We start from the raw sequence: 26,070 nt of genomic DNA, 5'->3' as shown, positions 1-26,070 counted from the left end.
TACGGCAGTTGAGTTGGGGGATTGGGCTATGGGGTTTTACGTTCGAAAATCGATCAGTGCGGGACCATTCCGCTTTAACTTTTCGTCCGGCGGGGTTGGCGCTTCCGTTGGCGTGAAGGGCCTCCGCATCGGCACTGGGCCACGAGGTCACTAGATCCACGCCGGCGTCGGTGGGCTCTACTATCGTGGCACTTTAGGCAAGGCTAGCGCCAAGAAGGTAGTACAGCTCTCTCAAACCCGATCTGCGCCGCAACCCCGTCCACAATCCTCGCCCCCGGAGTACGTCTCTGACGGCGTCGTAATGAGGGAAATCGAGTCCCGCGATGTGGTGGAGATGCGTGACGAGACATTTGCCAATGTACTCGATGAAATCAATGCTAGGCAATCGCAGACGCGGCTGTCCGTAGCACTCGCGGTTCTGTTCGGGATTGCAGGTTTCCTTGTGGGGACCAAGCTCGGAGGTGCCGCACCGGTGCTGGGCATCGGTGCCTTTGTGCCGGGTATGCTCATTGGCAAATGGTTTGACAGCTACCGCCGGGTAAGCGTGCTCTATTACGATTTGGAAAAAGACGCGGAGGCCGCCTACGGGCGACTTGTCGGCGCGTTCGAAACTCTCACCGGCTGCGGCGGGAGATGGCATGTCGCTGCCGGCGGCAAGATAGAGGATCTGACGGCTTGGAAGCGAAATGCCGGGGCCAGCATGCTGGTCGATAAAAAGCCCACGACACTTGAAAGCTCCTTGCCGAAGGTTGTGCGCAGCAACGTTACTCCGCCTTCAATCCATGTGGGTCGGCAGGTGCTCTTCTTCATGCCTGACCTAGTGCTGGTGAAGGACGGAAACCGATACGGCGCAGTCGGATATGCCGATCTGCAGACCCAATTCGCCCCGAGTAATTTTATCGAGACCGGCAAAGTTCCATCTGATGCGGAGATCGTGAGCTACACTTGGGCTCACCCAAACAAAAACGGCGGGCCCGACAAGCGTTTCAAAGACAATCGGCAGATCCCTGTCTGCCGCTACGAAGCGTTGCGGTTTTCTAGCCCGTCCGGACTTAACGAGCTGGTGGAATTTTCCAAGACAAACGTCAGCCAGCCCTTTTGCCAGGCTCTATCGGCACTCGCGCAATTGCATCGAAGCTCCGACCGCCAATCCATAACGCTGAACGCGCACTCAAGGGACTGATAGTGGCGATGGCTCAAAGCATGGCCAGGTCAGCAAACGCCTTCGCATGGAATCCCATCGCTATCTCGATCCAACTTGCTCCCCCATGAGCAGTTGGCGAGATACCAACGCGCTTCTTCGCAAGATGAAATCTGCCTGCAAAAGCGGCGAGGTTGGCATGAGTAGCTCTGTGCTACTTGGCGACGGCTGATGAGCCCAAGTGGGCTTTTGGTTGGGTTCGTAGCTTCCGAATGTTGTTCGCGCCAATCCCAAGGCTTGTCAAAAGTTCCAATCCAGATTCCGACCTTAGCGGTTTCAGCCTTAGTTTGCTGTTGCGCATAGCCCCCGTGGCTGTAGCGGGGCCAGTCCAAGGCTCGACCATGTTCAACCATCCAGGACGCGACGCTGACACCGTCCGCGCGACGGCAATCACCGACGAAGCGACGGTACCGATCCCATGAAACAAATGTGCATTGGACAGGCCGCGAAGCCGCAAGGAAATTCGCCAGTGCTTCGGCCGCCTGGCGCCCGCAGGGGTATTGATGTCCGCTCGCGTCATTGCAGTATTGGCGGCTTTCGGGTGCATCGATGCCGTTGAAGCGGACGCGCTGCCCGTGGATCTCTATCGTGTCTCCATCAACCACCGATGCTATGCCGACAATCGGCGCCGGTCTCGACCCGGTCGAGTTTGCTATATCCAGACCACGTAACTGGTCGCCCGGCCCTGTAAAATAGTGGGTGGCGTAAGCAGCCAAGGCCACCACGATCACTAGGATCAGAGGCAAGGGCACATCTGGAAAGAAACGTCTGCGGACGATTGGTTCCGCGCCGCGCCTTGGTCGCGCGCGGCGACGATGAGAATAGCGATTGTTATTCAATTTCCGATCCTTTGCGAAACGCAGGCTGCATGATTTCTAACGTGCCTCTGCACGCTTCGTAGGCGCCTTTTTCGCTGGCGCTGGTTTGCCTTGTAGTTCGGCGCTTTGAACACCATGGTGCCTTCGCAGATCAGCCCGAAGTCACGACTTTGTAGTTGCCCTTTTCGTGAACACGACCATCTTTCCGCGCTGGAGCCTACAAGTTTTCTCGGAATGCAATTAGGAGGGCCGATTGAAAAAGAAGTCGGCTTGTGCGCCAGTTGGTCGTGGCCGGCGAGGCAGATGCCAGAGCTGCCAACACCTCGTCCAGAGGTATGATGGCATTTTGTCCGAAAGGGAACCTCGAGATCAAGGTGGGGATGCGAAGTGTCCGGAACATTAAACAAACATCCGCAATTTTTCCACTAAGCCGCGGTGCTCACAATACTAAAACGATTGAAGTGTTGGTGGCAGCCATTCGAAGTTGAAAAACGAGCATTTTATGTTGCGGACAGCCCTTGTGTAGGCTCTATGTGTCCAGCCTATCAGGGGGGTGTGAGTGTCGGAAGTTGAAAAATCGGTCTTCCAAAGCGATCTGCCTTTAAAGGAAAAGCTCGAGCGAGCCAGGATGGAATTGCTCGACCTTTCTGCTCGCAACCGACTTTTGAATGTGCCACGGTTTTCAAAGAGCGCGAAGACGATCGATATTGTCGACGAGAGGTCGTCTGAGATCTATCGATTGCTGGTGAGCGAAGGAAAGGCTTTTACCTTCCTGGCCGGCAAGCCGGATCGGCCGAAGGCAGGCCAGGTTGAAAGCAGCCCTCCAGACGAGGAAATCGACTATTCCCCCGTTGCTCTTGCTCAGCCTGAGGACGAAGGATTCGACGATAGAGGGGTATCTGCGCGACATTCTGACACCAAGCTTCAGACGAGGATGACCCCAACGGGGCTGCAGCGCCGGCTCCTTGATCTCTACCACGATGCCCGCACACTTGAGGAAGAGCAGGGCGTCAATATCCTCTTTCTGGCCCTTGGCATGCTGAAGTGGATTGACCCGAACAACAAAGAAAACAACCGTCAGGCTCCTCTCATTTTGGTGCCGGTACGGCTTGAGCGAGGGGCCGCTGGAGAAAAGTTTCGGCTGCGAGCTCGTCCGGAAGATCTTACCGCAAACCTCTCCTTGGAACTCTATCTCGACCGTATCCACAAGCTCGCCCTGCCGCGTTTTGAAGTAGGAGACGACTTCGACGTCTCGGCCTATCTCGATGCCGTTGCCGAAGCAGTGTCGACCAAAGAGGGTTGGCAGGTGCTTGCCGATGATATGGTGCTCGGCTTCTTCTCGTTCGCTAAGTTCTTGATGTACCGTGACCTGGATCCGGATCTCTGGCCGGATGGCGCAAAGATTATCGAACAACCGAAGATCCGCTCGCTTCTTTCAGATGGTTTCGAAACACGCGAACCGCTGATGTCGGACGACATTGCGATTGATCCGCATATTGCGCCTGCCGAAATGTTGCATATCGTCGACAGTGACAGTTCTCAGACGCTGGCGATCCATGATGCAAGAAAGGGTCGCGACCTCGTTATCCAAGGTCCTCCCGGGACAGGAAAATCGCAGACGATCGCGAACATTATCGGGTCGGCCGTTGCCGACGGAAAGACCGTGCTGTTCGTTGCGGAAAAAATGGCCGCACTTGAGGTCGTGAAGCGACGGCTTGACACTGCGGGGGTGGGCGACGCCTGCCTCGAGCTCCATAGCAACAAGGCAAACAAGCGCATGATGCTGGAGGAGTTGCGGCGCACCTGGCAACTCGGATCGCCTCGCGGACAGCTGGCTTCTTCTCTTACTGAACGCCTGCTGGAGGCTAGGGATAAACTCAATGCACATGCTACAAGGATGCATGTTCCGTATGGAGCCTCCGAACTCACCGCTTATCAGGTTCTAGGTCAGCTGACCCGCCTAAGGCAGGCCGGTCAGAAACCCGTGGACATCGAACTTACGGACGCCACAAGCTGGACAAATGATGGCGTTTCGCAACGTCGCAAATTGCTCGATGAGGTCTCTCAACGGATCAACGAGATCGGCTTGCCCATCCACCACCCATGGAGGGGAGTTGGCCTGGATGTCGTTCTTCCAACGACCATTGAGAGGCTCGTCCCACGCATCGCGGCGTTGCTGGATCAAGCCAAGGCGCTGCACGCCAAACTGGTCGATATTGCTGAGCGGATCGAGGCGAAGCCTCCGCAAATTCTCAGCGACAGCGGTGAGATAGAAGATCGCGCTGAACTTCTTGCGTCTGCGCCTGGGCTTCCTGCCGAGGCGCTCGTCTCGCCGGTATGGGATGAGCGTCCGAAAGACACTTCATCGCTTCTCTGGTCAGGAACGGATTTCGCCCGCAAGTCCGAGGAACTTTCAGAGCAGTTGGCGACGATGGCTATCGACACGCCAATTGAAGGTCTCGAGACAGAGCTTGCAAAGCTTCCCTCGGAATTTCCGAAAGATGGTTTCCATCGTGCGCGCCAACTAACCGTGTTGCTGCCACGCTTGCAGGAAGAAGCTGAGCGGCTAAATCAAGAACTGGGGTCTACGGTCCTACCGGACACGCTTGCAGGACTTCTCAGGTTAGTGGTGACTGGCGAGAGAGTTGCGGCAGCCCCCGATGCGAGCCCTGAGGCATTCGCAGCCACCGTTTGGGACTCTGGGCTGGAACAGGCAGGCGACCTTGCCGATAGCGTAGCGACGCTAGAGACTGCCAGAGCCGAGCTTCAGGGCAAGGTTGTTGATGCCGCGTGGAGTACCGACGTGGCCGCGGCGCGGCAAGCGCTCGCCACACACACCGGGATATTGAAAGCATTGAACGGCGACTACCGTCGCGCCACTGCACTTGTGCGGACTATTGTGGTCGACCCCAGCGCGCCTGCGACGCAGATAGTTGGTCTCCTCGACCTGTTGATGAAGGGTCAGGCTGCCGCAGCAAGAGTCCGCGAAGGCGACGCTTTTGGCCGTTCCGCCTTCGGGGCAGATTGGCGTGGGGAGCGATCGCCATCTGTGCCACTGCTGGCGCTAGTGGAATGGATGCGCACTTTACGGGGGCTGGGCTCCGAACCTCGGATTATCGCCGGCCGGATGGCGGAACGCACCGAGGCCGGCGCGCGTGCAGCGCGAGTTCGCAAGGTCATCGAAATCGGTCGGCCGATTATCGAGGGTTTCTGGAACGATCTCGGGCACCTCGCGTCATCCATGCTAGGCGACGTGGCTTCCGCCGAGCGGGCCTCGCTGCAACTGATGGAAGCGAAGGCGAGCACTGTAGCTCAAGCCGATGATGCGTCACGACAGGTTCTGACTGACGCTCCGGATCTGATCACTGAGCGGGTGGAGCTACTGCGCCGACTAGGCAGACTACAAGCGCTTGCTCAAGAGATCGATGCCGGGGAAAGCCTTGGCAAGTTCGCATTCGGCTCGTCGTGGCAGGGTCGAGGATCCGATTGGGCCGCTCTCACGCAAGCCGAGCTTTGGCTGAAAGAAAATGGCTCGATCCGACATCTGGCTGCGCGGTTGCCTGAAAGAATCGCGATCGCAAACTCGGCTCGTTCAGCACGTGAAGCGACCCAAGCGGCAGCGCAGGAATTGAAGGCGCTTTCAAGCAATTTGAAAGCCGATGCTTCCTCGTTGTTTGGAGTAGACGATTTTCCGGACGTCGCGATAGGCGAGGTCGTTTCTCGACTTGAGGGTTGGCTCGATCATCAGGAGCAGCTCTCGAAATGGGTTGCCTATGAAGAGCGGTCTGAAACAGCGCGCAAGGCCGGACTGGGACAGTTGATAGACGGCCTGGCCAACGGCGAGATCACAACAGGATCGGCGCGATCAGTTTTTGATATGGCCTACTACGAGCGAATGTTTCTAGCGATGGCGACCGATGAGCCGGAGCTGGCAAGGTTCGACGGAGAACTGCATTCGAGGGCTGTACGTGACTTCGCAGATCTGGACCGCCGGCGCATCAAGGCCGGCGCCATCGAAGTTGTAACGGCTCATCACCGGAAAATTCCTTCAAGAGACGGCGGAGCTGGACCTGTCGGACTGCTTCGTTCTGAGATGGCGCGCAGACGAGGCCACATGCCCATCCGGCAATTGATGCAGAAGGCAGGCCCTGCCATCCAGGCACTGAAGCCAGTGTTCATGATGAGCCCGCTTTCGGTGGCGCAATTCCTGTCGGCCGGCCGGATGTCCTTCGATCTGCTCGTGATGGACGAGGCGTCTCAGATACAACCCGTGGACGCGCTTGGCTCGATCGCCAGGGCCAATCAGGTGGTCGTTGTTGGCGACGAACGCCAACTTCCACCCACGACCTTCTTCGCGAAGATGACAGGCTCGCAGTCTGACGATGACGAGGGTGAGGGCGCGCAGGTCGCCGACATTGAAAGCATCCTCGGCCTGTTCACGGCCCGCGGCTTGCCGCAGCGTATGCTCCGCTGGCACTACCGTAGCCGTCACCAATCTCTAATCGCAGTATCGAACAGCCAGTTCTACGAGAACCGGCTTTTCATCGTGCCAAGCCCTTATACCCAAGAGGCAGGTATGGGATTGCGGTTTCATCATGTGCCGGAGGGGGTCTTCGATTCCGGTGGCACAGGAACCAATCCGGTAGAGGCGAGAGCTGTAGCCGAAGCGATCATCCGTCATGCGAAGGTGAACCCGCAAGAGACTCTAGGCGTTGCAACATTTTCGGTTAGCCAACGCCGCGCGATCCAAGATGAACTCGAAGCGCTGCGGCGACTAAATCCCGACACCGAGGAATTCTTTCACGCTCATCCAAGCGAGCCATTCTTCGTCAAGAACCTCGAAAATGTTCAAGGCGATGAGCGCGACGTGATCATGATCTCGGTGGGGTATGCCAAGAATGCGCAGGGATACATGGCCATGCGTTTCGGCCCTCTTGGCGCGGAAGGCGGCGAGCGTCGGCTCAACGTCCTCATAAGCCGCGCCAAGCGCAGCTGCGAAGTATTCGCGTCCATCACAGACGAGGACATCGACCTGGAGCGTGGCAAAGGGAAAGGCATCTTCGCCTTCAAGCTCTTCTTGCACTACGCGAGAACAGGGCGAATTTCGCTTGCCCAAGCCACGGTTCGCGAAATGGATTCAATCTTTGAAGAACAGGTAGCCAACGCCCTGATCGAAAAGGGTTATCAGGTTCATGCTCAGGTAGGCATTGCCGGCTTCTTCATCGACCTCGCTGTTGCGGATCCAGAGAGGCCAGGCCGCTATATTCTTGGCATCGAATGCGATGGCGCGGAATATCATTCATCTCGCTCTGCCAGAGATCGTGACCGGCTACGGCAATCTGTTCTGGAAGACCATGGTTGGATTATTCATCGGATCTGGAGCGCTGACTGGTTCCAACGACCTCGTGAGCAGCTGGAGCGAACCATAATAGCGATTGAGGCTGCCAGAAAGGAACTCGATGAGCGGGCCGAATTGGGGGTCCAGAGAAATCGAGCTGTAGCCGTGCAGGTTGTTACGGTTGACAGAGGCAACGTGACGGAAATCGGTCTCGAAAGCACAAACGGATCCGAGACACCCAATCGAGCCTACGAAGAGGCCGAACTAAAGCGACCGGGATCGTTCGAACTCCACGAGACGCCCAGCGGAATCATGGCCGGACTGGTCGAGCAGGTCGTGGCTACAGAAACGCCAATCCATGTCGACGAAATAGTTTCGCGTATTCGGGACGCCTGGGGTCTGCAGCGGGCCGGTGGCAGGATTCAGGATGCAATCGAGCGGGGGATAAGCATAGCACAGAGAGGTGGTGCAGTAGCCCGTCGAGGCAACTTCTGCTTCAAGCCAAGTGCTCCTGTTCGTCTCAGGGATCGCAGTGGGGTCGTGTCCGCTGGATTGCGCAAGCCCGAAATGATTGCGCAGGACGAGGTCGCCCAAGGCGCTATGGAAGTCGTGAAATCCAATCTCGGTGCGACAGAGGAAGAAATTGCCACAGGCGTTGCGAGGATGCTGGGCTTCAAAGCCACAAGCGCACAATTGAAGCAGCTGATTTCGGCCGCGGTCGCCGATTCAGTTGCCAAGGGATTGTTACGGTCCCAAGACGGCTTGTTGGTGGTCGGCGACTCCACGAGCGAGAAATTAGCCGAAGTGTAATGGGGCGTTGCAGCGACCTCGCTGCAATTTCAGTCGAGCTCAGAACACCTCTTTCCCTGGCGAAGGCCGAATGGCATTTCGATTCGTACACACGGCCGATATTCATCTCGACTCGCCGCTTCGTTCGCTGGCGATGCGAAATCCCGATCTTGCCGGGCTCGTGGGCGACGCCAGCCGCCAGGCATTCGTTTCGATAGTGGATCTCTGCCTTGAGGAACGAGTCGACGCGTTGGTCATTGCTGGCGACCTATACGATGGCGAGCAGACCTCGATGAAAACTGCGCGGTTTCTGGCATCGCAAATGACACGCCTGCACCAGACCGGCATCAGGGTTTTCAAGATCCGCGGCAATCATGACGCCTTGTCGCGGATTTCCAAACAGCTGGTGTTTCCCGACACCGTTACCATCTTCGGCGGTCGTGCTCAGTCGGTATTGCAGACAGCCGGCGGTCTGGACATCGTTTTCCACGGTTTGAGCTTTGCGAACCCAAAGGCCCCGGACAGCCTGCTGACCAAATATCCGGCTGCTCGTGAAGGGGCCGTCAACATAGGCATCATGCATACCAGTCTGGCTGGATCGCCCGGTCACGACGTTTACGCGCCCTGCAGCATCGCTGACCTGCACGCCCACGGTTTCGACTATTGGGCCCTCGGCCACATTCATGTTCGTCAAGTCTATTCCGGCGCAAGCACCGTGGTGATGCCGGGAATACCTCAGGGGAGGGATATTAACGAGGCGGGTGAGAAATCAGTCACCCTGGTGACGGTGCGCGACGACCGTTCGGTGGAGATCGAGGAACGGCTGACCAGCGTTGCGCAGTTCGAACGGGTGAGCGTCGACCTTACCGGGGCGGTGGAGTGGCCCGAGGCCGTCGCGCGTATTCGTTTCGCGCTCGAAGAGATGCGGGCCACCGTCCGATCGCGTCATGCTGTGGCCCGCGTCGGCCTGAGAGGGACGTCACCATTGTTATGGGCGCTGATCCGCGACAGGGACCTCCTTCTTGCCGAAGCCGAACAGGCTGCGGAACAGCTGGGCCATATGTGGGTGGAGAAGCTCGAGCTTGACCTCGCGCCGCCTCGGACGGAGACCGCCGAGGATATTGCTGATCCGATTTTCGAACTCGGGCAATCAATGCGTGCCGATGCCACCTCGGAGGCCTTCCGCGCTGAGGCGAGGGCGTTCGTCCAAAAGATGGTCGCCGACCTTCCGGCCGACGGACGGGATTTTGCTGGGAAGGACGAAGCCGGGCTGGAGCAGTTCCTCGATCAGGTGCTTTCCAAGGGTGCGGACTTGGTCACTGCCCGCCTTAAGTCCGGTGGATCGTCATGAGGTTGCGGCGACTTGACCTCATTCGCTATGGAAAGTTCACCAATAGTACGATCGACTTCGGACCCAAACCGGAATCCGGACCTGACCTGCATATCGTGTTCGGCCTGAATGAGGCCGGCAAATCGACCGCGCTTTCCGCCTACTTAGACTTGCTGTTCGGCATCGAGGAACGGAGCCGCTACAACTTCCTGCACGAGTACAGCGCCATGCGCATTGGCGGCGTGCTGGAACTGGCCGGCTCCGAGCACACGTTCACGCGTACGAAACAGCGTACTAATTCGCTATTGAACGCGACGGGCCAACCGGTGAGCGACGTGGCGATCACGGCGCATCTCGCCGGACTGTCGCGTGACGCTTACACGACGATGTTCTCACTCGATGACGAGACGCTGGAAGCGGGCGGGAAGTCGATTCTGGAGTCGCGGGGCGACCTCGGCAAGCTCCTCTTCACGGCAAGCGCCGGTCTTGGGAACGCAAGTGATACGTTGAACACCCTCGAGGCCGAAGCAGACGCTCTGTATCGGAAGCAGGCGCATGGCACCGAACTGGCGCTCCTGAAGAAGCGCCTTGTTGACGTGAAGTCGCGCAGGGATGCGATCGATACCCTTGCATCAACCTACGAGGGCCTGGAGGCCGAACGTCTCGATGCAGCGCAGCAATACGACCGGACCATCAGTGACCGAGCGGTGCTGGTGGCCAGGCTGGATACCATTGCTCGTTACGTGCGTGCTGCGCCGATGCGGGCGGATATCCGGCGCAAGATTGCCCGGCTGAATGAGCTGCCGGACATCGCCTCCCCAGCTCGCACGTGGACGGGTAGTGTCACCGGACTCATCGATGACGATGCCAGCCTCAGAACGCGGCTGTCCGCAAACATCGACGAGGTCCAGCGCTTGGCGGCAAAAGTCACTGCGGTCGATGAGGATGAATCGATCCTGTCGATTTCCGAACGAATCCGCGGGCTTGCGGAGAGCAAAGTGCGCCATACCGCGGCTGGCTTTGACTTGCCCACTCGCAGGATGGGGCTGCAAATCCTCAACAACACCGTGGCAAGCTGCCTAGCCGCCTTGGGTCGATCTTCCGAGCCGGATCCTGCCGCGCTGCTTCTGCCTGCCGTCACCGTTGGCGTCGTTCGCGCTATGGTCGAGCAGAGGTCCGGGATTGCTACCGGGGTGCGCGCCGCCCGCGACGAGGCGGCGGCAGCACTCGATGCGCTGCAGGCGGCAAGGCAGCGGGTCGGCGAGGAAAGGGCAGTGCCCGAACCTGCCAGGGCAAGGCTGGGCTCGGCTTTGTCGAAAGCGCGAGCAAGCGGACACCTGGCGGAGATCAGGACGGCTCGCGAGGCAGAAGATGCGGGAACAATTCGATGGGAGGTGTCGCTCGCGCGCTTGCGTCCATGGAGAGGAGATGCCCTTGCTCTCGCCAACGTCGCGGTTCCGAGCGCCGGGCACATTGCCGCCTGGAAGACAGTAGCGTCAGAACTGGCAAGAAACACCGCCGTACTTGCCGAACGCCTCGCCGAATACGAGGGCAACCATGCCATGCTCAAGGCTGGATTGGATGCCCTTCGTGCCTCGGTCGACGTTGTCGACGATGATGGGGCTGCCGCGATCCGCCGTGTCCGCGATGATGCGTGGGCAACGCACCGCGCAGCGCTGACCGGTGACACCGCTGACGATTTCGCCGTGGCACTGGCGCGCGATGACATTGCCAGCGCGGGCCGGCTGGCCGGCGCGGCGGATCTTGCCGAGATCCGGGCAACGACTCGCGAACTGGCCGAGGTCGCGGCCAACCTGTCACGCAACGGCATCCAACGCACACAGCTCGGCAAGGATGTCGATACCCAATTGTTGGAAATCCGCGCGGCCGCCAGAGACCTGCTCGGAGACGCCGTGGAACCTTCGTCTGAGCGCCTGATCGAAAGGATCGAGGATCAGATCGAGGCGCGCAGCGATGCGCTCGCTGCCTGGGAGCAGATCGAACTTCTCCGCAGGAAGGCGGAGCGAGCCGCTGACGCCGGCGAGCAGATACGCTTGGAAATGAGAGCAGCGCTGGAAAGCGTCGGCATAGTATCAGAGCCCGGCGACACCCTCGAAGCAATCATGGCCATCGCTGAGCTGTTTCTGGATCGGCAGCGCAAGGTGGACGCAGAGTATGCCGAGGCGCTCAGAATGGTGAGCTCCAAAGAAGAGGATCTAGCGGCCCGACGGGTTGCCGTAGGCGTGGCGGAGCGTCGCGAGGAGGAATGGCTGGCCGGCATTGTCGAAGCACTCAAGGGAACTTGGCTCGAAAGCGGGCTCTCAGCATCCGGCGTCGGCACTGTGCTCGATCAATTGGCCGAACTGTCAAGAAGCCTGCAGGAACGGGACGATCTGCAGCTGCGTATCGACAAGATGGCGGCCGACAGGGCTAATTTTCTGGTCGAGGTCATCGCCGTAGCGGTTGAAGCCGACGAGCCGACGAAGGATAGCGAGCCGGAGCAGTTGGCCATCCGCCTTGCCGAGCGCCTGGAGCGCGCCCAGCGGACACGGGAAACGAAGGCAAGCCTCGGCCACGACCTGAAGCGCCTGAAGGAGGCGCGCGACATCCTCGACAATGAGATTTCGGCGCACGAACGCCGCAAGAACGAAGTGCTGGGCGTTTTTGGCGTCGCCACTCTGTCCGAAGTAGTCGAACGCGATGAGCTGCTGCGCGAGCGGGATGGATTGCGCGCTGCCGTCGCTGACCTTGAGGAAGGGGTAGTGGCGGAACTTGCAGTCGACGGATTCGAGGAGGCACGCTCGATCCTGGACGCGATCGATTTCGACAGCCTCACGGTCGAGAAGGCTGAGGGCGAGCAGCGGCTTCGCCAGTTCGATGAGATGATCCAGCAACAGCTGATCCGGCAGACACGCGCGGCCGATAAGCTGGACGCCATCGGCGGCGACAGCGCGGTTGCACACCTGGATGCCGAACGGCGCACAACCCTGTTGGAAATCGAGGAGAAGGCCGTTCGTTACATCGAGCTGAAGCTCGGCATCATGTCGGCTGGAAATGCTTTGCGGATCTACCGTGAGAACCACCGTTCGGGGATGATGGCGCGTGCATCAGACGCATTCAAGCTAATGACCCGTGGGCAGTATTCAGGCCTTACAACCCAGCCCGTGAAAGGCGGGGAGGTTCTCATCGCGGTGCAGCGCGACGGGCAATCCAAGCTCGCTGACGCGCTTTCGAAGGGCGCGCGCTTTCAGCTCTACCTGGCACTGAGGCTCGCCGGTTATTACGAGTTCGCGCAATTCCGGCCCTCGGTTCCCTTCATCGCCGACGACATCATGGAAACCTTTGACCATATTCGCTCGGAGGAGGTTTTCAGATTGTTTGGGGAGATGGCGAACACAGGTCAGGTCATCTATCTCACGCACCACAAGCACCTATGTGAAATCGCCAAGGCTGTTGTGCCACAATCTACCATTCACCAGCTGGATTAGGCTCGATTAGAATTCGCCTCAAAACGGTTCAACTAACCAACTCGTCTGACATAGGAACTTTCGATCGAATCCGTCATGACGTCCCATAGAGGTTGAGAAATGCCTATTTTGTTCTGCAATGTTGCGTGGATGAACGACTACGCCGGGCGGAGCGCGGATGACCCGCCTCTCGGTGGCGGGGCATTTCCGAGTAAGCAGGGTTATTGCGCGGAAGAATGCAACTTTGTTGCAGCCGATGACGGGTACGTTTACGGCGCTTCGAGACGATTAAGGGCGAATTGGATCGGCAGGTGCGCATCCAGAATCTGGGTTCAGGCAAGCACGACGAATTTGTCGACGGGATCGACATCGTTTGGACGGCTCCGGAGGAAGGCAAAGATCCGCGCGTGGTGGTCGGGTGGTATCGCGGTGCGCGACTGTATCGCCACCGCCAGCACTTCAAGGGCGTAACCCTTCCGCCCAGCACTACAAGGATAAGATCAGGTCGTTCAGGGCTAGGACACTCGCCGAAAATGCATTCGTGCTGCCCCCGGAGGATAGGCACCGTGGCAAAGGGTGGAGTGGCCAGGCAAGCTGGTGGTATGCGAACGATACGACAGATCGATCCGCCAGAGCATTCGTCAAGAGAGTAAAGGCATTTATCGAAGGCGAGCCAGTCGCTCCCGTCGGGGCATCGCCCGATCATGATGGAGGTCGTGGCCGACCGGCTGGAGCGGCAGCGTCCGACGTCTACAAACGGTATGTGCGGAAGTACGAGATCAATGTCCATCCTCAGCATGACAGTCTGCACAAACAGTTCGTAGCGTTTCTCAGCGAGCGATATCCGCGGATTGATTTTCCCGCTTGTTTTCGCGACGACCTTCGGTTGCGGTTGACGCAATGCCGGAAGTGATGGTCGAGATCAAGCCTGCTGATGCGGCTACGATGCGCTTCGCGATTCGCGCCGCGATCGGCCAGTTGCTCGACTACCGCCAGCATCAGCGGTGGACTGGCCGACAGGTAATTCTCGTCAGTGCGAAGGTGACGAGCAAGAACGATCTAAGTCTGGCGTTTGACAACGGCTTTGGCCTGGCCTGGCCCATTGGAACCGGCGGATTCGAGATCCGCTGGCCCGACGGCGCTGGTTGATTGGCAAGCAAGCGCCGAACGTCCAGAGGCTAAAGCTCAGGGTCGCGATGGATCGGCATTGCTGCTTTCGGTGCCGAACCCAATCTCTCGTGTGGGGATATCGCAGTCCTCCAAACGATGCTCAAGTCGGTAGTAATGGTCCCTCATGCTTCGCAATCGTGCAATCAGTCCTTACTCGCCGGCGCGCAGAGCTGTGACGAACTCGTTTTCCTCCGCGAACCTGCTTGAGATCGTATCGCGTTACGTACGACATCGATGTTTGCGCCAGCTCAGTGCGGCCAATTTTGTACGATTGCTCGAATTCAGCGTATATCACGCCGTAGATTCAATCAGTCTGCTGCGCAGTTCGATGAACACTGCATCGTCCGTCGATTCGGATAGTCTGGCATCCGACAGTATGTTCCTGACGTGGAGCTCAGTGACGCAGACCGCTGATATAGCACTTGTGTCAACGATCAACGCCAAACCGAGAGGCTTTCTTATCGTCTTGCATTTTGGGACATCTCTACCCTTGAGTGTCTCAGATGTGTATGCGCGAGCCTCTAAGGTCGCTGTACGTTGGCTTTAACGGTGCGGCAGATGCCGCGCACCGAGGTGCTTTGTCGACAACCGGTGTCGGTCGCGTGGCCCGGAGGTGAAGCCGGCGAGGCGCTTGCGCTGGTCCATGCGTAATCATGCGGAGGATCGCGCCGCGCCGTGCATGCGATTGCATCTCTCGTCCCGCTGCGCTGCTGAGGCCTCTTCTGTCAGGCGGTCTAGGTTTCCCGCTTCGGGCCGAGCAGGAACACTGTCAGGGCGGCGAGGAACGTGGCAACAGCACTGTAGGCAATGGCACTGGTAATCCCGGCATTGTCCACCAATAGTCCGCCGAAAATCGCGCCGGCTGCGATTGCCACTTGGAACGCTACGACCATCAGCACACCGGCGCTTTCGGCCTGCTCGGGAGCGGCGCGCCGCACCATCCACGTCTGCAATCCCACCGGCACCGCGCCGAAAGCAAAGCCCCACGCGGCAACCGCAATCGCCGAGGCCGAGGCCGATGCTCCCGCCGTCAGCAGCGAAACAGCGGCTATCGCTATGAGCAGCGGTGCAAGGGCAGCGACTGCCTTGAGACTGTACTCGGCCAGAAGCCCGCCGGCCAAATTGCCGAAGAATCCGCCGATGCCAAAAGCAAGCAACACAAGCGAGATCGTTTCGACATCCAGCGCGGGAATCTTCTCGAGGAAGGCGCGGATATAGGTGATTCCGGCGAAGTGGCCGGAAGCGACCAGCAGGATGACCAAAAGCGCAATTTTGACCATCGGAATCTTGGCCACATCCAGCAGGCTGCGGAAGCTAGCCACTCCAATCGGAGGCAGTCTCGGAATAGTTATGAGTTGCACGAGCAGTGTAGCGGCGCCGCCGGCTGCGGCGAGCACGAAGGCGCTTCGCCATCCCCAGATATCGCCGACATAAGCGCCGATTGGAGCTGCGCACACGGTAGCTACGGAAACGCCGGTGAGGATGATCGACATGGCGCGCGGCAGGAAGTGGCTTGGAACGAGCCGCATCGCCAGTGCTGCCGACATCGACCAGAAGCCTCCGAGCGCTATGCCGAGCACGACGCGTGCAGTCAGGAGAGCCGCCAGCGACCACGCGCCGGCCGCCAGAACGTCCGACAGGATCAGCAGCAGCGTCATGGTCCACATGACGGTCCTGCGGTCCAGGCGCTTTGTGATGATGGCCACCGTCGGCGCCGAGATCGCCCCGACGATAGCTGTTGCCGTCATCGCCTGTCCAGCCGCTCCCTCGCTGATACCGAGATCATGCGCGAGGGGCGTGAGCAGGCTGACAGGCAGAAACTCTGCCGTGACCAGCCCGAAGGTGCCCAAGGAAAGCGAAATGACCGCACCCCATGCGGGACCAGACGGTGGGACGGGCTTTTCTGGGTCGTGCAGAACAGCGTCCATGACGCCTGCTGCGGATTGGGTCATGAACGAAGTCTCCACTTTGATGCAATGCAACGTGATGTTGGCTGCCTTGACCCAAATCTAAAAACACAAGCGCATTTCCCGGCGGCGTTGCACGGAGGAGGGGATGTTCATTGCTTCGCGATATTTTGTGACGGTGCGGCGCGCAACATCGATGCCGGTTTCCTTCAGCCGGACAGCGATGTCCTCATCGGAAAGCACGTCGCCGGGAGATTCTGCGGCAATGATCGCTTTGATCCGATGCCGGACAGCTTCGGCGGAGTGCGCATCGCCGCCTTGGCAGGACGCGATCGCGACGGTGAAAAAATACTTCAGTTCAAAGACTCCGCGCGGGGTAAGCATGTACTTGTTCGAGGTCACCCGGCTTACCGTCGACTCGTGCACGCCGATCGCGTCAGCGACGGTTCTGAGATTGAGAGGCCGCAGGTGGGCGACGCCATGTTCCAAAAAGGCATCCTGCTGACGCACGATTTCAGCCGCAACCTTAACAATGGTCTTGGCGCGCTGATCGAGGCTGCGGATCAGCCAGGTCGCGTTTTGCAAGCATTCGTCGAGAAATGCTTTATCTTTCGAATTTTGGGGAGTTTGACGCGACACTTCGGCATAGTAGCTTTGGTTGATCAGCAGCTTTGGCAGTGTGGCGGGATCAAGTTCGATCTGCCACCCGCCTTGCGGCGAGGGCGTGACCCAGACGTCGGGTATGATTGATTCAGACGCACCGGATTGGAATCGGTTCCCAGGCTTGGGATCGAGCGCCCGAATCTCATGCATCATGTCGAGAAGGTCTTCTTCATCGACGCCGCAATGCTGCTTCAGTGCCTCAAAATCGCGTCGCGCAAGCATTTCAAGATTGGCAACCAAAGCTGCCATTGCCGGGTCGAGCCGATTTCGCTGGCGCAACTGAATCTCGAGGCATTCTCTGAGACTTCGCGCAAAAACTCCCGGTGGATCAAATTGCTGCAAGGTTCCGAGAACCCGTTCCACAACAGCCTCATGGACATTCAGGCTCTCGGCCAGCTCCAAAAGGTTTGCCCGAAGATAGCCAGTGTCTTCCAGATCGGCGGCAAGCTGGCCAGCGATCAGCCGCTCCTGTGGTGTGAACGCAGTGAGGGCGATCTGACGAGCGACATGGTCGTGCAATGTTTCGGCGAGGGTGGCAAACTCGTCGAGGGAAGGGCCATTGCCCGGCGGGTTGTTGGTCGTGTTGCCGAGTGATTTCCATTGCCCGAGCCGTTCAGCCGACCCTGCCCCGGTCGGTCCTTCAACGGCGTTTGCGCCAGGGCCGACAGGCTGATCCGCTCCCGAAATCGAGACGTCGTCAAAAGGCCCGCCATCGCTTGATGCAGATTCCAAAAGCGGGTTCTTCTCGATTTCCCGCTCCACGAACTGATGCAGTTCAGTATGCGCCAGTTGCAGCAGGCGAATCGACTCAATGAGTTGAGGCGATGCGACCATGGATTGCTTCTGGCGCTGAAGCAGGCTTGCTGAGGATTGCATGGTGAGCGCGAAAATCCTGTCGAGGAGCCTCTTGGGGCCGGCAATGGCACCACTGAGACGTATTCTAGGTCATGCGGCGGCTTTCAGCGTTTCGAGAACGTTTTGCGGGGACGAGACGCCATAGGGGTCGGCCTCGCAGTTGTCGGAGAAACCTTCCTCCTCGAACCAATGCTCCACCACGCCATTGTTGATCAGGGCGGCGTAGCGCCAGGAGCGCATCCCGAAGCCGAGATTGTCCTTGGCGACCAGCATGCCCATTTTGCGTGTGAACTCGCCTGAGCCATCGGGGATGAGCTCGACCTGCTTCAGACCCAAGGACTTCCCCCACGCATTCATGACAAAGGCGTCGTTGACTGAGAGGCAGTAAATCGCGTCAATTCCCTCCTTCTCAAACTCATCATAGAGCTCTTCGAACTGGGGCAATTGGTAGGTCGAGCAGGTCGGCGTGAAGGCGCCAGGCAGCGAGAACAGGATGACCCGCTTGCCGGCAAAGTAGTCGTCAGATGTCTTTTCTTGCCAGCGATATGGATTTGTCCCCTGGACTGACTTATCGTGAACACGCGTGAGAAAGGTGACGAAGGGAACTTTCTTTTGAACTGTCATCAAGTTGCTCCTAAAGAAGAAAACTGGCGCTGAATTCTGGTAGAGGCTGGCGCAATACCGAGCAAAGGCTCGTATGCCCGGCACGGAATGAGGACCTCGCGGCTCGCAACCTCCTTTTTCCCTCCCGACGTATAGGAAGGTCTTGGCGGCTGGTCTTGGCCACCCGAACGCAATCGATCTGAGCGAGCTGGACACCGTCGAGCCGCTTGGTTCCCCCGGCTATGGCGCCGGAAGCGGGATCGGTCACTCGCGATCGTGCGTTTGGAAAAGGGATAGCGGCCGGAAGTAGCCAATATCGCAAGCATGTGGGGGCCTGAAATGTCACTTCACGCAGACTCGGGTCACTGGACTGGTTCAGCGTGTTGTCGATATGTGGCAGTGACCCGCCGGCCTTGGCTTGGGTGACCCTTTGACGGGGCTCTTGGGCACTCACATGCTGAACAGAACCGGTAAACGGCATTTGCGCGAGCGGCCCGTGTTGGCGTGCCGGCATCGGACCAGCCATGCGCAAAGCGGCCACCGAGAACGGCCTTCCGGAGGAGACGGTGTCCCGATGTTCAGCGGGAACGGGCATCGTCTCCTCAGGCCACTGTCTAGAGCTTCGCGCGTCGGGCATGGTGCAAGTCGCTTTCATCGTGATTTGATGGTGCTCTAACCAGGAGCAGCAAGCGGCGTGCCATTTCAAATAGAGGTGCTGTTGGACCGCCCCCTTCTTCTCGGAGGCCGTGTCTTAGAAGATCGGGCGCGCGCTATACCGCCTCGTCACACAGGCAACAACGATGCTGTAGGGTGCGGATATTCGGCGCTTCAGCCCCGGCTGGGCAAAGAAGAACCGAAAGCGGAGCCGATGCACTACCTGAGGCTGGCGGGCACTCCAGTCATTGCGTAGCGTGTGCCGCTAGCGTTCATGGGTGCGCAGGCCCGGCTATCGCGAACACGCGCCTGTCGCAGCAACATGAGCGCGCGCTCTTGGGCAAGCGCCCTGGCGCCGTGAGGATCGAATTCCCAATCGTGTCTGTTTGCCGCCCTCTTATGTTCGAAACTGGACCAGAATGTCGCAAGCCCGACCTAAAGGTCGCCCGAGGCGTTCTGTCCGACACTGTTCCGTCGCCTTTGTTGGCCCGCGACACCGGCCTATTTCGCCTAGCTCTTCTCTGGCCTCAGGCTAGGCCGCTGAGAAGCTGCCACAATTTTTTCTGCTGCGGCCAAATTGGCACGAGATTTGAAGCACCTTCGTTGCTGGCCGGGAGCCGCCGACCGACTTTCATTTCGTGGATGACACGAATGGAACGAAGAAAGAAAAGCAAAATGTCAAATCCGCATCAGATAGCATTCTATGGGAAGGGGGCCTCGGCGAAACCGCCCCCTACCAAACAGGCTCGCCGCCCTTGTCGACCCTTGCGCAGGAAATCTTGATGGCCGGCTGCGACTCAAAGGCCCGCCACACTCGCCTTATCCTGAACTCGAAGGCGCAGGATAACGTTCTGCATCTCGCCGCGCGGTATGCCTAGGCAGTTACACGTTGGCCGACCTTGATAATCGAATCGGCTACGCTGCGGAGGACGTCGTCTACATGCCTTCCTAAGCCATTCGCTGCCCGCAGCGCCTGCCGGTCACCTTCCGCCCTTCCATCGCTTAGAGATCAAGTGCCACCATGTCCGAACAACCCTTGCCGACGCTGCCGATGTGGCGCGTCGATCACATCGAGCCCTCGCCCGAGATGTTGGCGCAACGCGCCAACGGTCCGATCCACCGCGTGCGCTTCCCGTCCGGGCACGAAGGCTGGTGGGTGACAGGCTACGATGAAGCCAAGGCGGTGCTGTCCGACGCGGCGTTCCGGCCCTCGGGAATGCCGCCGGCGGCATTCACCCCGGATTCGGTGATTCTCGGATCGCCGGGGTGGTTGGTCTCGCACGAGGGGGGCGAGCATGCCCGGTTACGCACGATCGTGGCGCCGGCCTTCAGCAACCGCAGGGTGAAGCTGCTCGCGCAGCAAGTCGAGGTGATCGCCGCGCAGTTGTTCGAGACACTGGCGGCCCAGCCCCAGCCCGCCGACCTGCGGCGCCACCTCTCCTTTCCACTTCCGGCCATGGTCATCAGCGCGCTGATGGGCGTGCTCTACGAGGATCACGCCTTTTTCGCCGGGCTGTCCGACGAGGTGATGACGCACCAGCATGAAAGCGGCCCGCGCAGCGCGTCGCGCTTGGCCTGGGAAGAACTGCGCGCCTACATTCGCGGCAAGATGCGGGACAAGCGCCAGGATCCTGGCGACAACCTGCTGACGGATCTGCTCGCGGCGGTCGACCAGGGCAAGGCGACCGAGGAAGAGGCGATCGGCCTGGCGACGGGCATGCTGGTGGCGGGGCACGAGAGCACCGTCGCGCAGATCGAATTCGGCCTGCTGGCCATGTTCCGCCATCCGCAACAGCGCGAACGCCTGGTCGGCGATCCATCCCTGGTGGACAAGGCGGTGGAGGAAATCCTGCGCATGTACCCGCCGGGCGCGGGCTGGGATGGCATCATGCGCTATCCGAGTACAGACGTGACCATCGCGGGCGTGGAAATTCCTGCGGAGAGCAAGGTGCTTGTCGGCCTGCCGGCGACCTCGTTCGATGCGCGCCATTTCAACGACCCGGAAATCTTCGACATCGGACGTGACGAAAGCCCGCACCTGGCGTTCTCCCATGGGCCGCACTACTGCATCGGCGCGGCGCTGGCCAGGCTGGAACTCAAGGTGGTGTTCGGTTCGATCTTCCAGCGCTTTCCCGCGCTGCGCCTGGCCGTGGCGCCCGAAGAACTGAAGTTGCGCAAGGAGATCATCACTGGCGGGTTCGAGGAGTTCCCGGTGCTCTGGTGATGCGCGGACGCCGCCGGGAATCGCGATCTTCTCCGCAATTTGCCGGCGCGCCTGGCGCGCGCCGGTCAGATCAGCCAGCCAACAGGTAACCAAGATGGACGTGCAAGAAACCACGGTAGCATGCCGGGACGCCTTCGCCGAACTGGCGTCGCCAGCGTGCATCCACGACCCGTATCCGTTCATGCGGTGGTTGCGCGAGCACGATCCGGTGCATCGCGCGGCGTCGGGCCTCTTTCTGTTGAGCCGCCACGCCGACATCTACTGGGCGCTCAAGGCCACGGGCGATGCTTTTCGGGGACCGGCGCCGGGCGAACTGGCGCGCTATTTCCCGCGTGCGGCGACCAGCCTGTCACTCAATCTGCTGGCGTCCACGCTAGCGATGAAGGAACCACCGACGCATACGCGTCTGCGCCGGCTGATCTCGCGCGATTTCACCATGGGCCAGATCGACAACCTGAGGCCGACCATCGCTCGCATTGTCGCAGCGCGCCTGGACGGCATGGCGCCCGCACTGGAGCGCGGGGAGGCAGTGGACCTGCATCAGGAATTCGCGCTGGCCTTGCCCATGCTGGTTTTCGGCGAACTGTTCGGCATGCCCCCGGACGACATTCTCGGGCTCGTCACCGGCATCAGCGCCATTCTGGAAGGCCTGAGCCCGCACGCCAGCGATCCCCAACTCGCTGCGGGGGACGCGGCCAGCGCCAGAGTGCAGGCCTACTTCGGCGACCTCATACAGCGCAAGCGCACCGATTCCTGCCACGACATCGTGTCAATGCTGGTCGGCGCACACGACGACGATGCCGAGATGCTGTCGGATGCGGAATTGATCAGCATGCTCTGGGGCATGCTGCTGGGCGGCTTCGCCACCACTGCCGCGGCCATCGGCCATGCGGTCCTGGCGATGCTGGCGTATCCCGAACAGCGGCACTGGCTGAAGGGAGATGCCGTGGGGGTGAAGGCATTCGTCGAAGAAGCCCTGCGCTACGACGCGCCCGCCATGTTCAGCTCCATTCCGCGTATCGCCCAGCGCGACATCGAACTGGGCGGCGTGGTGATCCCGAAGAACGCGGACGTGCGCGTGCTGATCGCGGCCGGCAATCGCGACCCGGACGCCTTCGCCGATCCCGACCGCTTCGATCCCGTGCGGTTCTACGGCACCAGTCCTGGCATGTCGATCGACGGGAAGATCATGCTGAGCTTCGGCCACGGCATCCACTTCTGCCTGGGTGCGCAACTGGCCCGAGTGCAGTTGGCCGAGAGCCTGCCGCGGATCCAGGCGCGCTTCCCCACGCTGGCATTGGCCGAGCAGCCGACGCGGGAGCCCTCCGCGTTCCTTAGGACATTCCGCGCGCTGCCGGTGCGGCTGCATGGGCAGGAGGGCTGAGATGCGCGTCCTGGTCGATCAGGATCTATGCGGAACTACCGGGCAGTGCGTGCTGACGCTGCCGGGCACCTTTCGCCAGCGCGAACCGGACGGCGTGGCCGAAGTGTGCGTGGCGACGGTCCCGCAGGCGCTGCACGCCGCCGTGCGGCTTGCGGCCAACCAGTGCCCGGTCGCCGCCATTCGGGTCATCGAAAGCGACGCTGGCCATGACGAGCGCGCCAGCGCCGACCCTGCGCCTTCTCCGGAGCAGGCCCAGCGGCATGCTGCGAAAGACCAATGCAATTCAGGAGACACGATGGGACGGTTTGAAGGCAAGGTGGCCGTGGTGACCGGCGCCGGCGCCGGCATCGGCCAGGCATGCGCTCTCGCCATCGCGCGCGAGGGCGGCAGAGTGGTGGTGGCCGACATTGATGGCTCGGCGGCCATCGCCTGCACCGCGCAGATCGCGGCCGAAGCAGGCCACGCGCTGCCCATAGCCATGGATATCGCCGATGAGCAGGCGGTAGCAGCGCTGTTTGAGACGGCGGAGCGGCACTTCGGGGGGGTCGACCTGCTGGTGAACAATGCGAGCGCCATGCATCTGACCCCGCGCGACCGCGCGATCCTCGACCTGGACTTAGCGGTTTGGGATGAGACGATGGCCACCAATCTGCGTGGCACGCTGCTCTGCTGCCGGCAGGCCATCCCACGGATGATCGCCCGTGGCGGTGGCGCGATCGTCAACATGTCGTCGTGCCAGGGACTCAGCGGTGACACGGCGCAGACGTCCTACGCCGCGTCGAAGGCGGCGATGAACATGCTGTCGGCCTCGCTCGCCACCCAGTACGGTCATGCGCAGATCCGCTGCAACGCCGTTGCGCCGGGTCTCGTCATGACCGAGCGTCTCCTCGCCAAGCTGGACGAGTGCATGCAACGGCATCTGCGCCGGCACCAGCTCCTGCAGCGCGTCGGCCGCCCCGAGGACGTGGCCGCGCTCGTGGCGTTCCTGCTCTCCGACGATGCTGCGTTCATCACTGGCCAGGTCGTGTGCATCGACGGCGGCATGCTGGCGCATGTGCCGACGTACGCTGACGGTGGCAACAGCTGCGCCGCGCGGCCTGCCGGCGACACCGCCGAAGCGGCCGCGGCGGCGCGCTGCTGATGGACATGCTGCTCAATCCGCTCAAGCGTCGGCACCGGCTGCGACACGACATCCCGGTCATGCCCGGCGCTTTCCCCCTGGTCGGGCATCTTCCCGCCATCGTCTTCGACCTGCCGCGGCTGCTGCGGCGCGCGGAACGGACGCTGGGCAGCCACTTCTGGCTGGATTTCGGCCCTGCCGGACATCTGATGACCTGTGTGCATCCGGATGCGTTCGCACTGCTCCGGCACAAGGACGTGTCCTCGGCGCTGATCGAAGAGATCGCGCCCGAATTGCTTGGCGGAACGTTGGTTGCCCAGGACGGCGGCGCGCACCGGCAGGCGCGCGATGCGATCAAGGCGGCGTTCCTGCCTAAGGGGCTGACCCAGGCCGGCATCGGCGACCTGTTCGCGCCCGTCATCTGGGCACGGGTGCAGGCGTGGCGCGACCGCGGCGACGTAACCATCCTGCGCGAAACCGGCGACCTGATGCTCAAGCTCATCTTCGGCCTCATGGGAATCCCCGCGCAGGACCTGCCGGGATGGCATCGCAAGTACCGGCAACTGCTGCAGTTGATCGTCGCGCCCCCGGTCGACCTGCCCGGACTGCCCTTGCGGCGAGGCCGCGCCGCCCGCGACTGGATCGACGCGCAGTTGCGCCAGTTCGTCCGCAATGCGCGCGCGCATGCCGCGCGCACCGGGTTGATCAACGACATGGTGAGCGCCTCCGACCGCAGCGACGATGCGCTTTCCGATGACGTCCTGGTCGCCAATATCCGCTTGCTGCTGCTTGCCGGTCACGACACCACTGCCTCGACGATGGCCTGGATGGTGATCGAGCTGGCGCGGCAGCCTGTGCTGTGGGACGCCCTGGTCGAGGAGGCGCAACGCGTGGGCGCGGTGCCGACCCGGCACGCGGACCTGGCGCAGTGTCCGGTCGCCGAGGCGCTGTTCCGCGAGACGCTGCGCCTGCATCCGGCGACCACGCTCCTGCCGCGTCGCGCCCTGCAGGAATTGCAACTCGGCCAACGGCGCATTCCCGCGGGCACCCATCTGTGCATCCCGCTGCTGCATTTCTCGACCTCGGCGCTGCTGCACGAGGCGCCTGATCAGTTCCGCCTGGCGCGGTGGCTGCAACGCACGGAGCCGATCCGGCCGGTGGACATGCTGCAGTTCGGTACCGGCCCACACGTCTGCATCGGCTACCACCTGGTATGGCTGGAAATGGTGCAGTTCTGCATCGCCTTGGCGCTGACCATGCACAAGGCCGGGGTGCGGCCGCAGTTGCTGAGCGGCGTCGAAAAAGGCCGGCGCTATTACCCGACCGCACATCCGTCCCTGGCAATCCGCATAGGCTTCTCATGAGCTGGCATCGCATGCCCCGTGTGGCGAGGCAGCCGCGCCGGCGAGGCGCGGCATTGCTGCGCTCAGCGCACGCGCTCCGTGCGACGCCGGCAACACCGCTGCGGCTTGGCGCTCGCCGTGGCCATCTCGTGTCAGGTACAAGGACATGAAAAACATGCAGACCGGTTCCACGCTACACGACGACCGAACTGGCGTTTCCGCGCTCGGCGGATTGGGCGCGCAGGCGCGCGGCGCATCCGGCAGGCTGCTGCCGGAGATCTGGATGCAGGACGGCGCAAAGCGGGTCGAACAGGCGCTGGCGCGTCTTCTCTGCGCCGAAGACGACGGTGAGACCGAGCTGATGGCGGCGATGCGCTACGCCACCTTGCATGGCGGGAAGCGCACCCGCGCCTTGCTCTGTCTGGCTGCCGGCGCACTGGCCGACACGCCGGCGCACATGCTCGACGACGTCGGCGCCGCCATCGAGATGATGCACGCCTGTACCCTGGTCCACGACGACCTGCCCGCGATGGACGACGACGTGCTTCGCCGCGGCCTTCCGACCGTGCACGTAAAGTTCGGCGAAGCCACTGCGATCCTGGTCGGCGATGCGCTGCAGGCGCACGCCTTCCTGACCCTGGCGAGCCTGGATGCGCCGGGCGACAACCGAATCGCGCTCGTGCGCGAAATGGCGCAGGCGGTTTCCGCCGAGGGTGCCGCAGGCGGGCAGGCCATGGATCTGTCGCTGGTCGGAAAGCACGCCGAGCTGGACAGGATCGTGGCGATGCACCGGAAGAAGAGCGGAGCGCTAGTGCGCGCGTCCGTTCGCATGGGCGCGCTATGCGCCATCGCGGACGATGCCGCGCACGCTGCGCTGTACTGTGCGCTCGATCGCTATACCGCCTGTTTCGGCCTGGCGTTGCAGGTGATCGACGACATTCTCGACGCGACAGCGGATACCGCGACGCTGGGCAAGACCCCCGGCAAGGACGCGGCGGCGCAGAAGCCGACCTGCGCGTCGATCATGGGGCTGCAGGCAGCGCGCCAGTTCGCGCTGGATTTGTTGCGCGACGCCGGGGAGGCCATCGCCCCCCTGGGGCCGCGTGCGGAACGGTTGGCGCAGATGCTGCAGCGGGCCAACGTGTATCTGTCCGCGCCATACGCATGAGCGCCCGTCCGCATGGACTCGCCCCTGTGCCGGTGC

At 61.0% G+C, this 26,070-nt stretch carries 15 protein-coding genes and 2 pseudogenes; 13 read left to right on the top strand and 4 right to left on the bottom strand.

Annotated features, from left to right (window positions below):
* Nucleotides 1–28: 28 nt before the first annotated feature.
* Together NKH93_RS22365 and NKH93_RS22360 are read left to right on the top strand one after the other, a co-directional pair.
* Nucleotides 29–154, top strand: a complete 126-nt coding sequence (locus tag NKH93_RS22365) for a DUF4236 domain-containing protein (protein WP_352972118.1) — start codon at nt 29–31, stop codon at nt 152–154.
* A 147-nt stretch (nt 155–301) separates the two neighbouring features.
* On the top strand, nt 302–1,183 hold the full coding sequence (locus tag NKH93_RS22360; RefSeq protein WP_352491527.1) for a hypothetical protein: 882 nt from the start codon (nt 302–304) through the stop codon (nt 1,181–1,183).
* Nucleotides 1,184–1,212: 29 nt separating this feature from the next.
* Here the strand turns inward: NKH93_RS22360 and NKH93_RS22355 are convergent, their stop codons facing one another.
* Entirely contained in the window at nt 1,213–2,040 is an 828-nt protein-coding gene (locus NKH93_RS22355) for a thermonuclease family protein (protein WP_352972116.1), read from the bottom strand.
* A 538-nt stretch (nt 2,041–2,578) separates the two neighbouring features.
* Here NKH93_RS22355 and NKH93_RS22350 point away from each other — a divergent pair.
* The 4 genes from NKH93_RS22350 to NKH93_RS22335 all read left to right on the top strand — a co-directional run bounded on the left by NKH93_RS22350 (nt 2,579) and on the right by NKH93_RS22335 (nt 14,092).
* Nucleotides 2,579–8,167, top strand: coding sequence for a DUF3320 domain-containing protein (locus tag NKH93_RS22350; RefSeq protein WP_352972113.1), 5,589 nt, complete (start codon nt 2,579–2,581; stop codon nt 8,165–8,167).
* Nucleotides 8,168–8,237: 70 nt separating this feature from the next.
* Entirely contained in the window at nt 8,238–9,497 is a 1,260-nt protein-coding gene (locus NKH93_RS22345; RefSeq protein ID WP_352972111.1) for a metallophosphoesterase family protein, read from the top strand.
* The gene (locus NKH93_RS22340; protein WP_352972108.1) at nt 9,494–12,964 is read left to right on the top strand and encodes an ATP-binding protein; all 3,471 of its coding nucleotides are present in this window, start codon (nt 9,494–9,496) and stop codon (nt 12,962–12,964) included. Before NKH93_RS22345 ends, NKH93_RS22340 begins: the two co-directional genes overlap by 4 nt.
* 879 nt (nt 12,965–13,843) lie before the next feature.
* Nucleotides 13,844–14,092, top strand: coding sequence for a hypothetical protein (locus NKH93_RS22335; protein WP_352972106.1), 249 nt, complete (start codon nt 13,844–13,846; stop codon nt 14,090–14,092).
* A gap of 755 nt (nt 14,093–14,847) precedes the next feature.
* On the opposite strand, the gene NKH93_RS22330 is transcribed toward NKH93_RS22335, so the two are convergent.
* The 3 genes from NKH93_RS22330 to NKH93_RS22320 form a co-directional block, all read right to left on the bottom strand.
* On the bottom strand, nt 14,848–16,065 hold the full coding sequence (locus NKH93_RS22330) for an MFS transporter (protein WP_352491455.1): 1,218 nt from the start codon (nt 16,063–16,065) through the stop codon (nt 14,848–14,850).
* 57 nt (nt 16,066–16,122) lie between these two features.
* Complete coding sequence (gene rpoN / locus NKH93_RS22325; RefSeq protein WP_352450769.1) at nt 16,123–17,559, bottom strand: RNA polymerase factor sigma-54; 1,437 nt, start codon at nt 17,557–17,559, stop codon at nt 16,123–16,125.
* 69 nt (nt 17,560–17,628) lie between these two features.
* A complete protein-coding gene (locus tag NKH93_RS22320; protein ID WP_352450770.1) occupies nt 17,629–18,162 on the bottom strand; it encodes a peroxiredoxin in 534 nt (177 codons plus the stop codon).
* A gap of 1,308 nt (nt 18,163–19,470) precedes the next feature.
* On the opposite strand from NKH93_RS22320, the pseudogene nifH reads away from it, so the two are divergent.
* The 7 genes and pseudogenes from nifH to NKH93_RS22285 all read left to right on the top strand — a co-directional run.
* Nucleotides 19,471–19,664, top strand: a pseudogene (gene nifH / locus NKH93_RS22315) (nitrogenase reductase); the annotation flags it as partial.
* A 152-nt stretch (nt 19,665–19,816) separates the two neighbouring features.
* Complete coding sequence (locus NKH93_RS22310) at nt 19,817–21,019, top strand: cytochrome P450 (protein ID WP_352972101.1); 1,203 nt, start codon at nt 19,817–19,819, stop codon at nt 21,017–21,019.
* Between the two features lie 94 nt (nt 21,020–21,113).
* Nucleotides 21,114–22,403, top strand: coding sequence for a cytochrome P450 (locus NKH93_RS22305; protein WP_352972099.1), 1,290 nt, complete (start codon nt 21,114–21,116; stop codon nt 22,401–22,403).
* Nucleotides 22,387–22,530, top strand: a pseudogene (locus NKH93_RS22300) (ferredoxin); the annotation flags it as partial. The gene NKH93_RS22305 and the pseudogene NKH93_RS22300, both read left to right, overlap by 17 nt.
* Nucleotides 22,531–22,698: 168 nt before the next feature.
* The gene (locus tag NKH93_RS22295) at nt 22,699–23,544 is read left to right on the top strand and encodes an SDR family oxidoreductase (RefSeq protein ID WP_352972160.1); all 846 of its coding nucleotides are present in this window, start codon (nt 22,699–22,701) and stop codon (nt 23,542–23,544) included.
* Nucleotides 23,544–24,887: a cytochrome P450 gene (locus NKH93_RS22290; RefSeq protein ID WP_352972097.1), complete on the top strand. Its 1,344-nt coding sequence runs from the start codon at nt 23,544–23,546 to the stop codon at nt 24,885–24,887. The genes NKH93_RS22295 and NKH93_RS22290 overlap by 1 nt, the downstream gene beginning before the upstream one ends.
* Before the next feature lie 154 nt (nt 24,888–25,041).
* Entirely contained in the window at nt 25,042–26,034 is a 993-nt protein-coding gene (locus NKH93_RS22285) for a polyprenyl synthetase family protein (protein WP_352972158.1), read from the top strand.
* Nucleotides 26,035–26,070 lie beyond the last annotated feature (36 nt).

This window comes from Mesorhizobium sp. M0954, from assembly GCF_040319155.1.
GTDB lineage: Bacteria > Pseudomonadota > Alphaproteobacteria > Rhizobiales > Rhizobiaceae > Mesorhizobium.
Note: the sequence above shows the minus strand (reverse complement) of the source record. Positions and strands in the feature narration are given on the sequence as shown.

Excerpts from the sequence above, each read along its gene's own strand:
- NKH93_RS22365 (WP_352972118.1), top strand. The coding sequence starts at position 29 with ATGGGGTTTTACGTTCGAAAATCGATCAGTGCGGGACCATTCCGCTTT.
- NKH93_RS22360 (WP_352491527.1), top strand. The coding sequence starts at position 302 with ATGAGGGAAATCGAGTCCCGCGATGTGGTGGAGATGCGTGACGAGACA.
- NKH93_RS22345 (WP_352972111.1), top strand. The coding sequence starts at position 8,238 with ATGGCATTTCGATTCGTACACACGGCCGATATTCATCTCGACTCGCCG.
- NKH93_RS22340 (WP_352972108.1), top strand. The coding sequence starts at position 9,494 with ATGAGGTTGCGGCGACTTGACCTCATTCGCTATGGAAAGTTCACCAAT.
- NKH93_RS22335 (WP_352972106.1), top strand. The coding sequence starts at position 13,844 with ATGCCGGAAGTGATGGTCGAGATCAAGCCTGCTGATGCGGCTACGATG.
- NKH93_RS22330 (WP_352491455.1), bottom strand. The coding sequence starts at position 16,065 with ATGACCCAATCCGCAGCAGGCGTCATGGACGCTGTTCTGCACGACCCA.
- rpoN (WP_352450769.1), bottom strand. The coding sequence starts at position 17,559 with ATGCAATCCTCAGCAAGCCTGCTTCAGCGCCAGAAGCAATCCATGGTC.
- NKH93_RS22320 (WP_352450770.1), bottom strand. The coding sequence starts at position 18,162 with ATGACAGTTCAAAAGAAAGTTCCCTTCGTCACCTTTCTCACGCGTGTT.
- NKH93_RS22310 (WP_352972101.1), top strand. The coding sequence starts at position 19,817 with ATGTCCGAACAACCCTTGCCGACGCTGCCGATGTGGCGCGTCGATCAC.
- NKH93_RS22305 (WP_352972099.1), top strand. The coding sequence starts at position 21,114 with ATGGACGTGCAAGAAACCACGGTAGCATGCCGGGACGCCTTCGCCGAA.
- NKH93_RS22295 (WP_352972160.1), top strand. The coding sequence starts at position 22,699 with ATGGGACGGTTTGAAGGCAAGGTGGCCGTGGTGACCGGCGCCGGCGCC.
- NKH93_RS22290 (WP_352972097.1), top strand. The coding sequence starts at position 23,544 with ATGGACATGCTGCTCAATCCGCTCAAGCGTCGGCACCGGCTGCGACAC.
- NKH93_RS22285 (WP_352972158.1), top strand. The coding sequence starts at position 25,042 with ATGCAGACCGGTTCCACGCTACACGACGACCGAACTGGCGTTTCCGCG.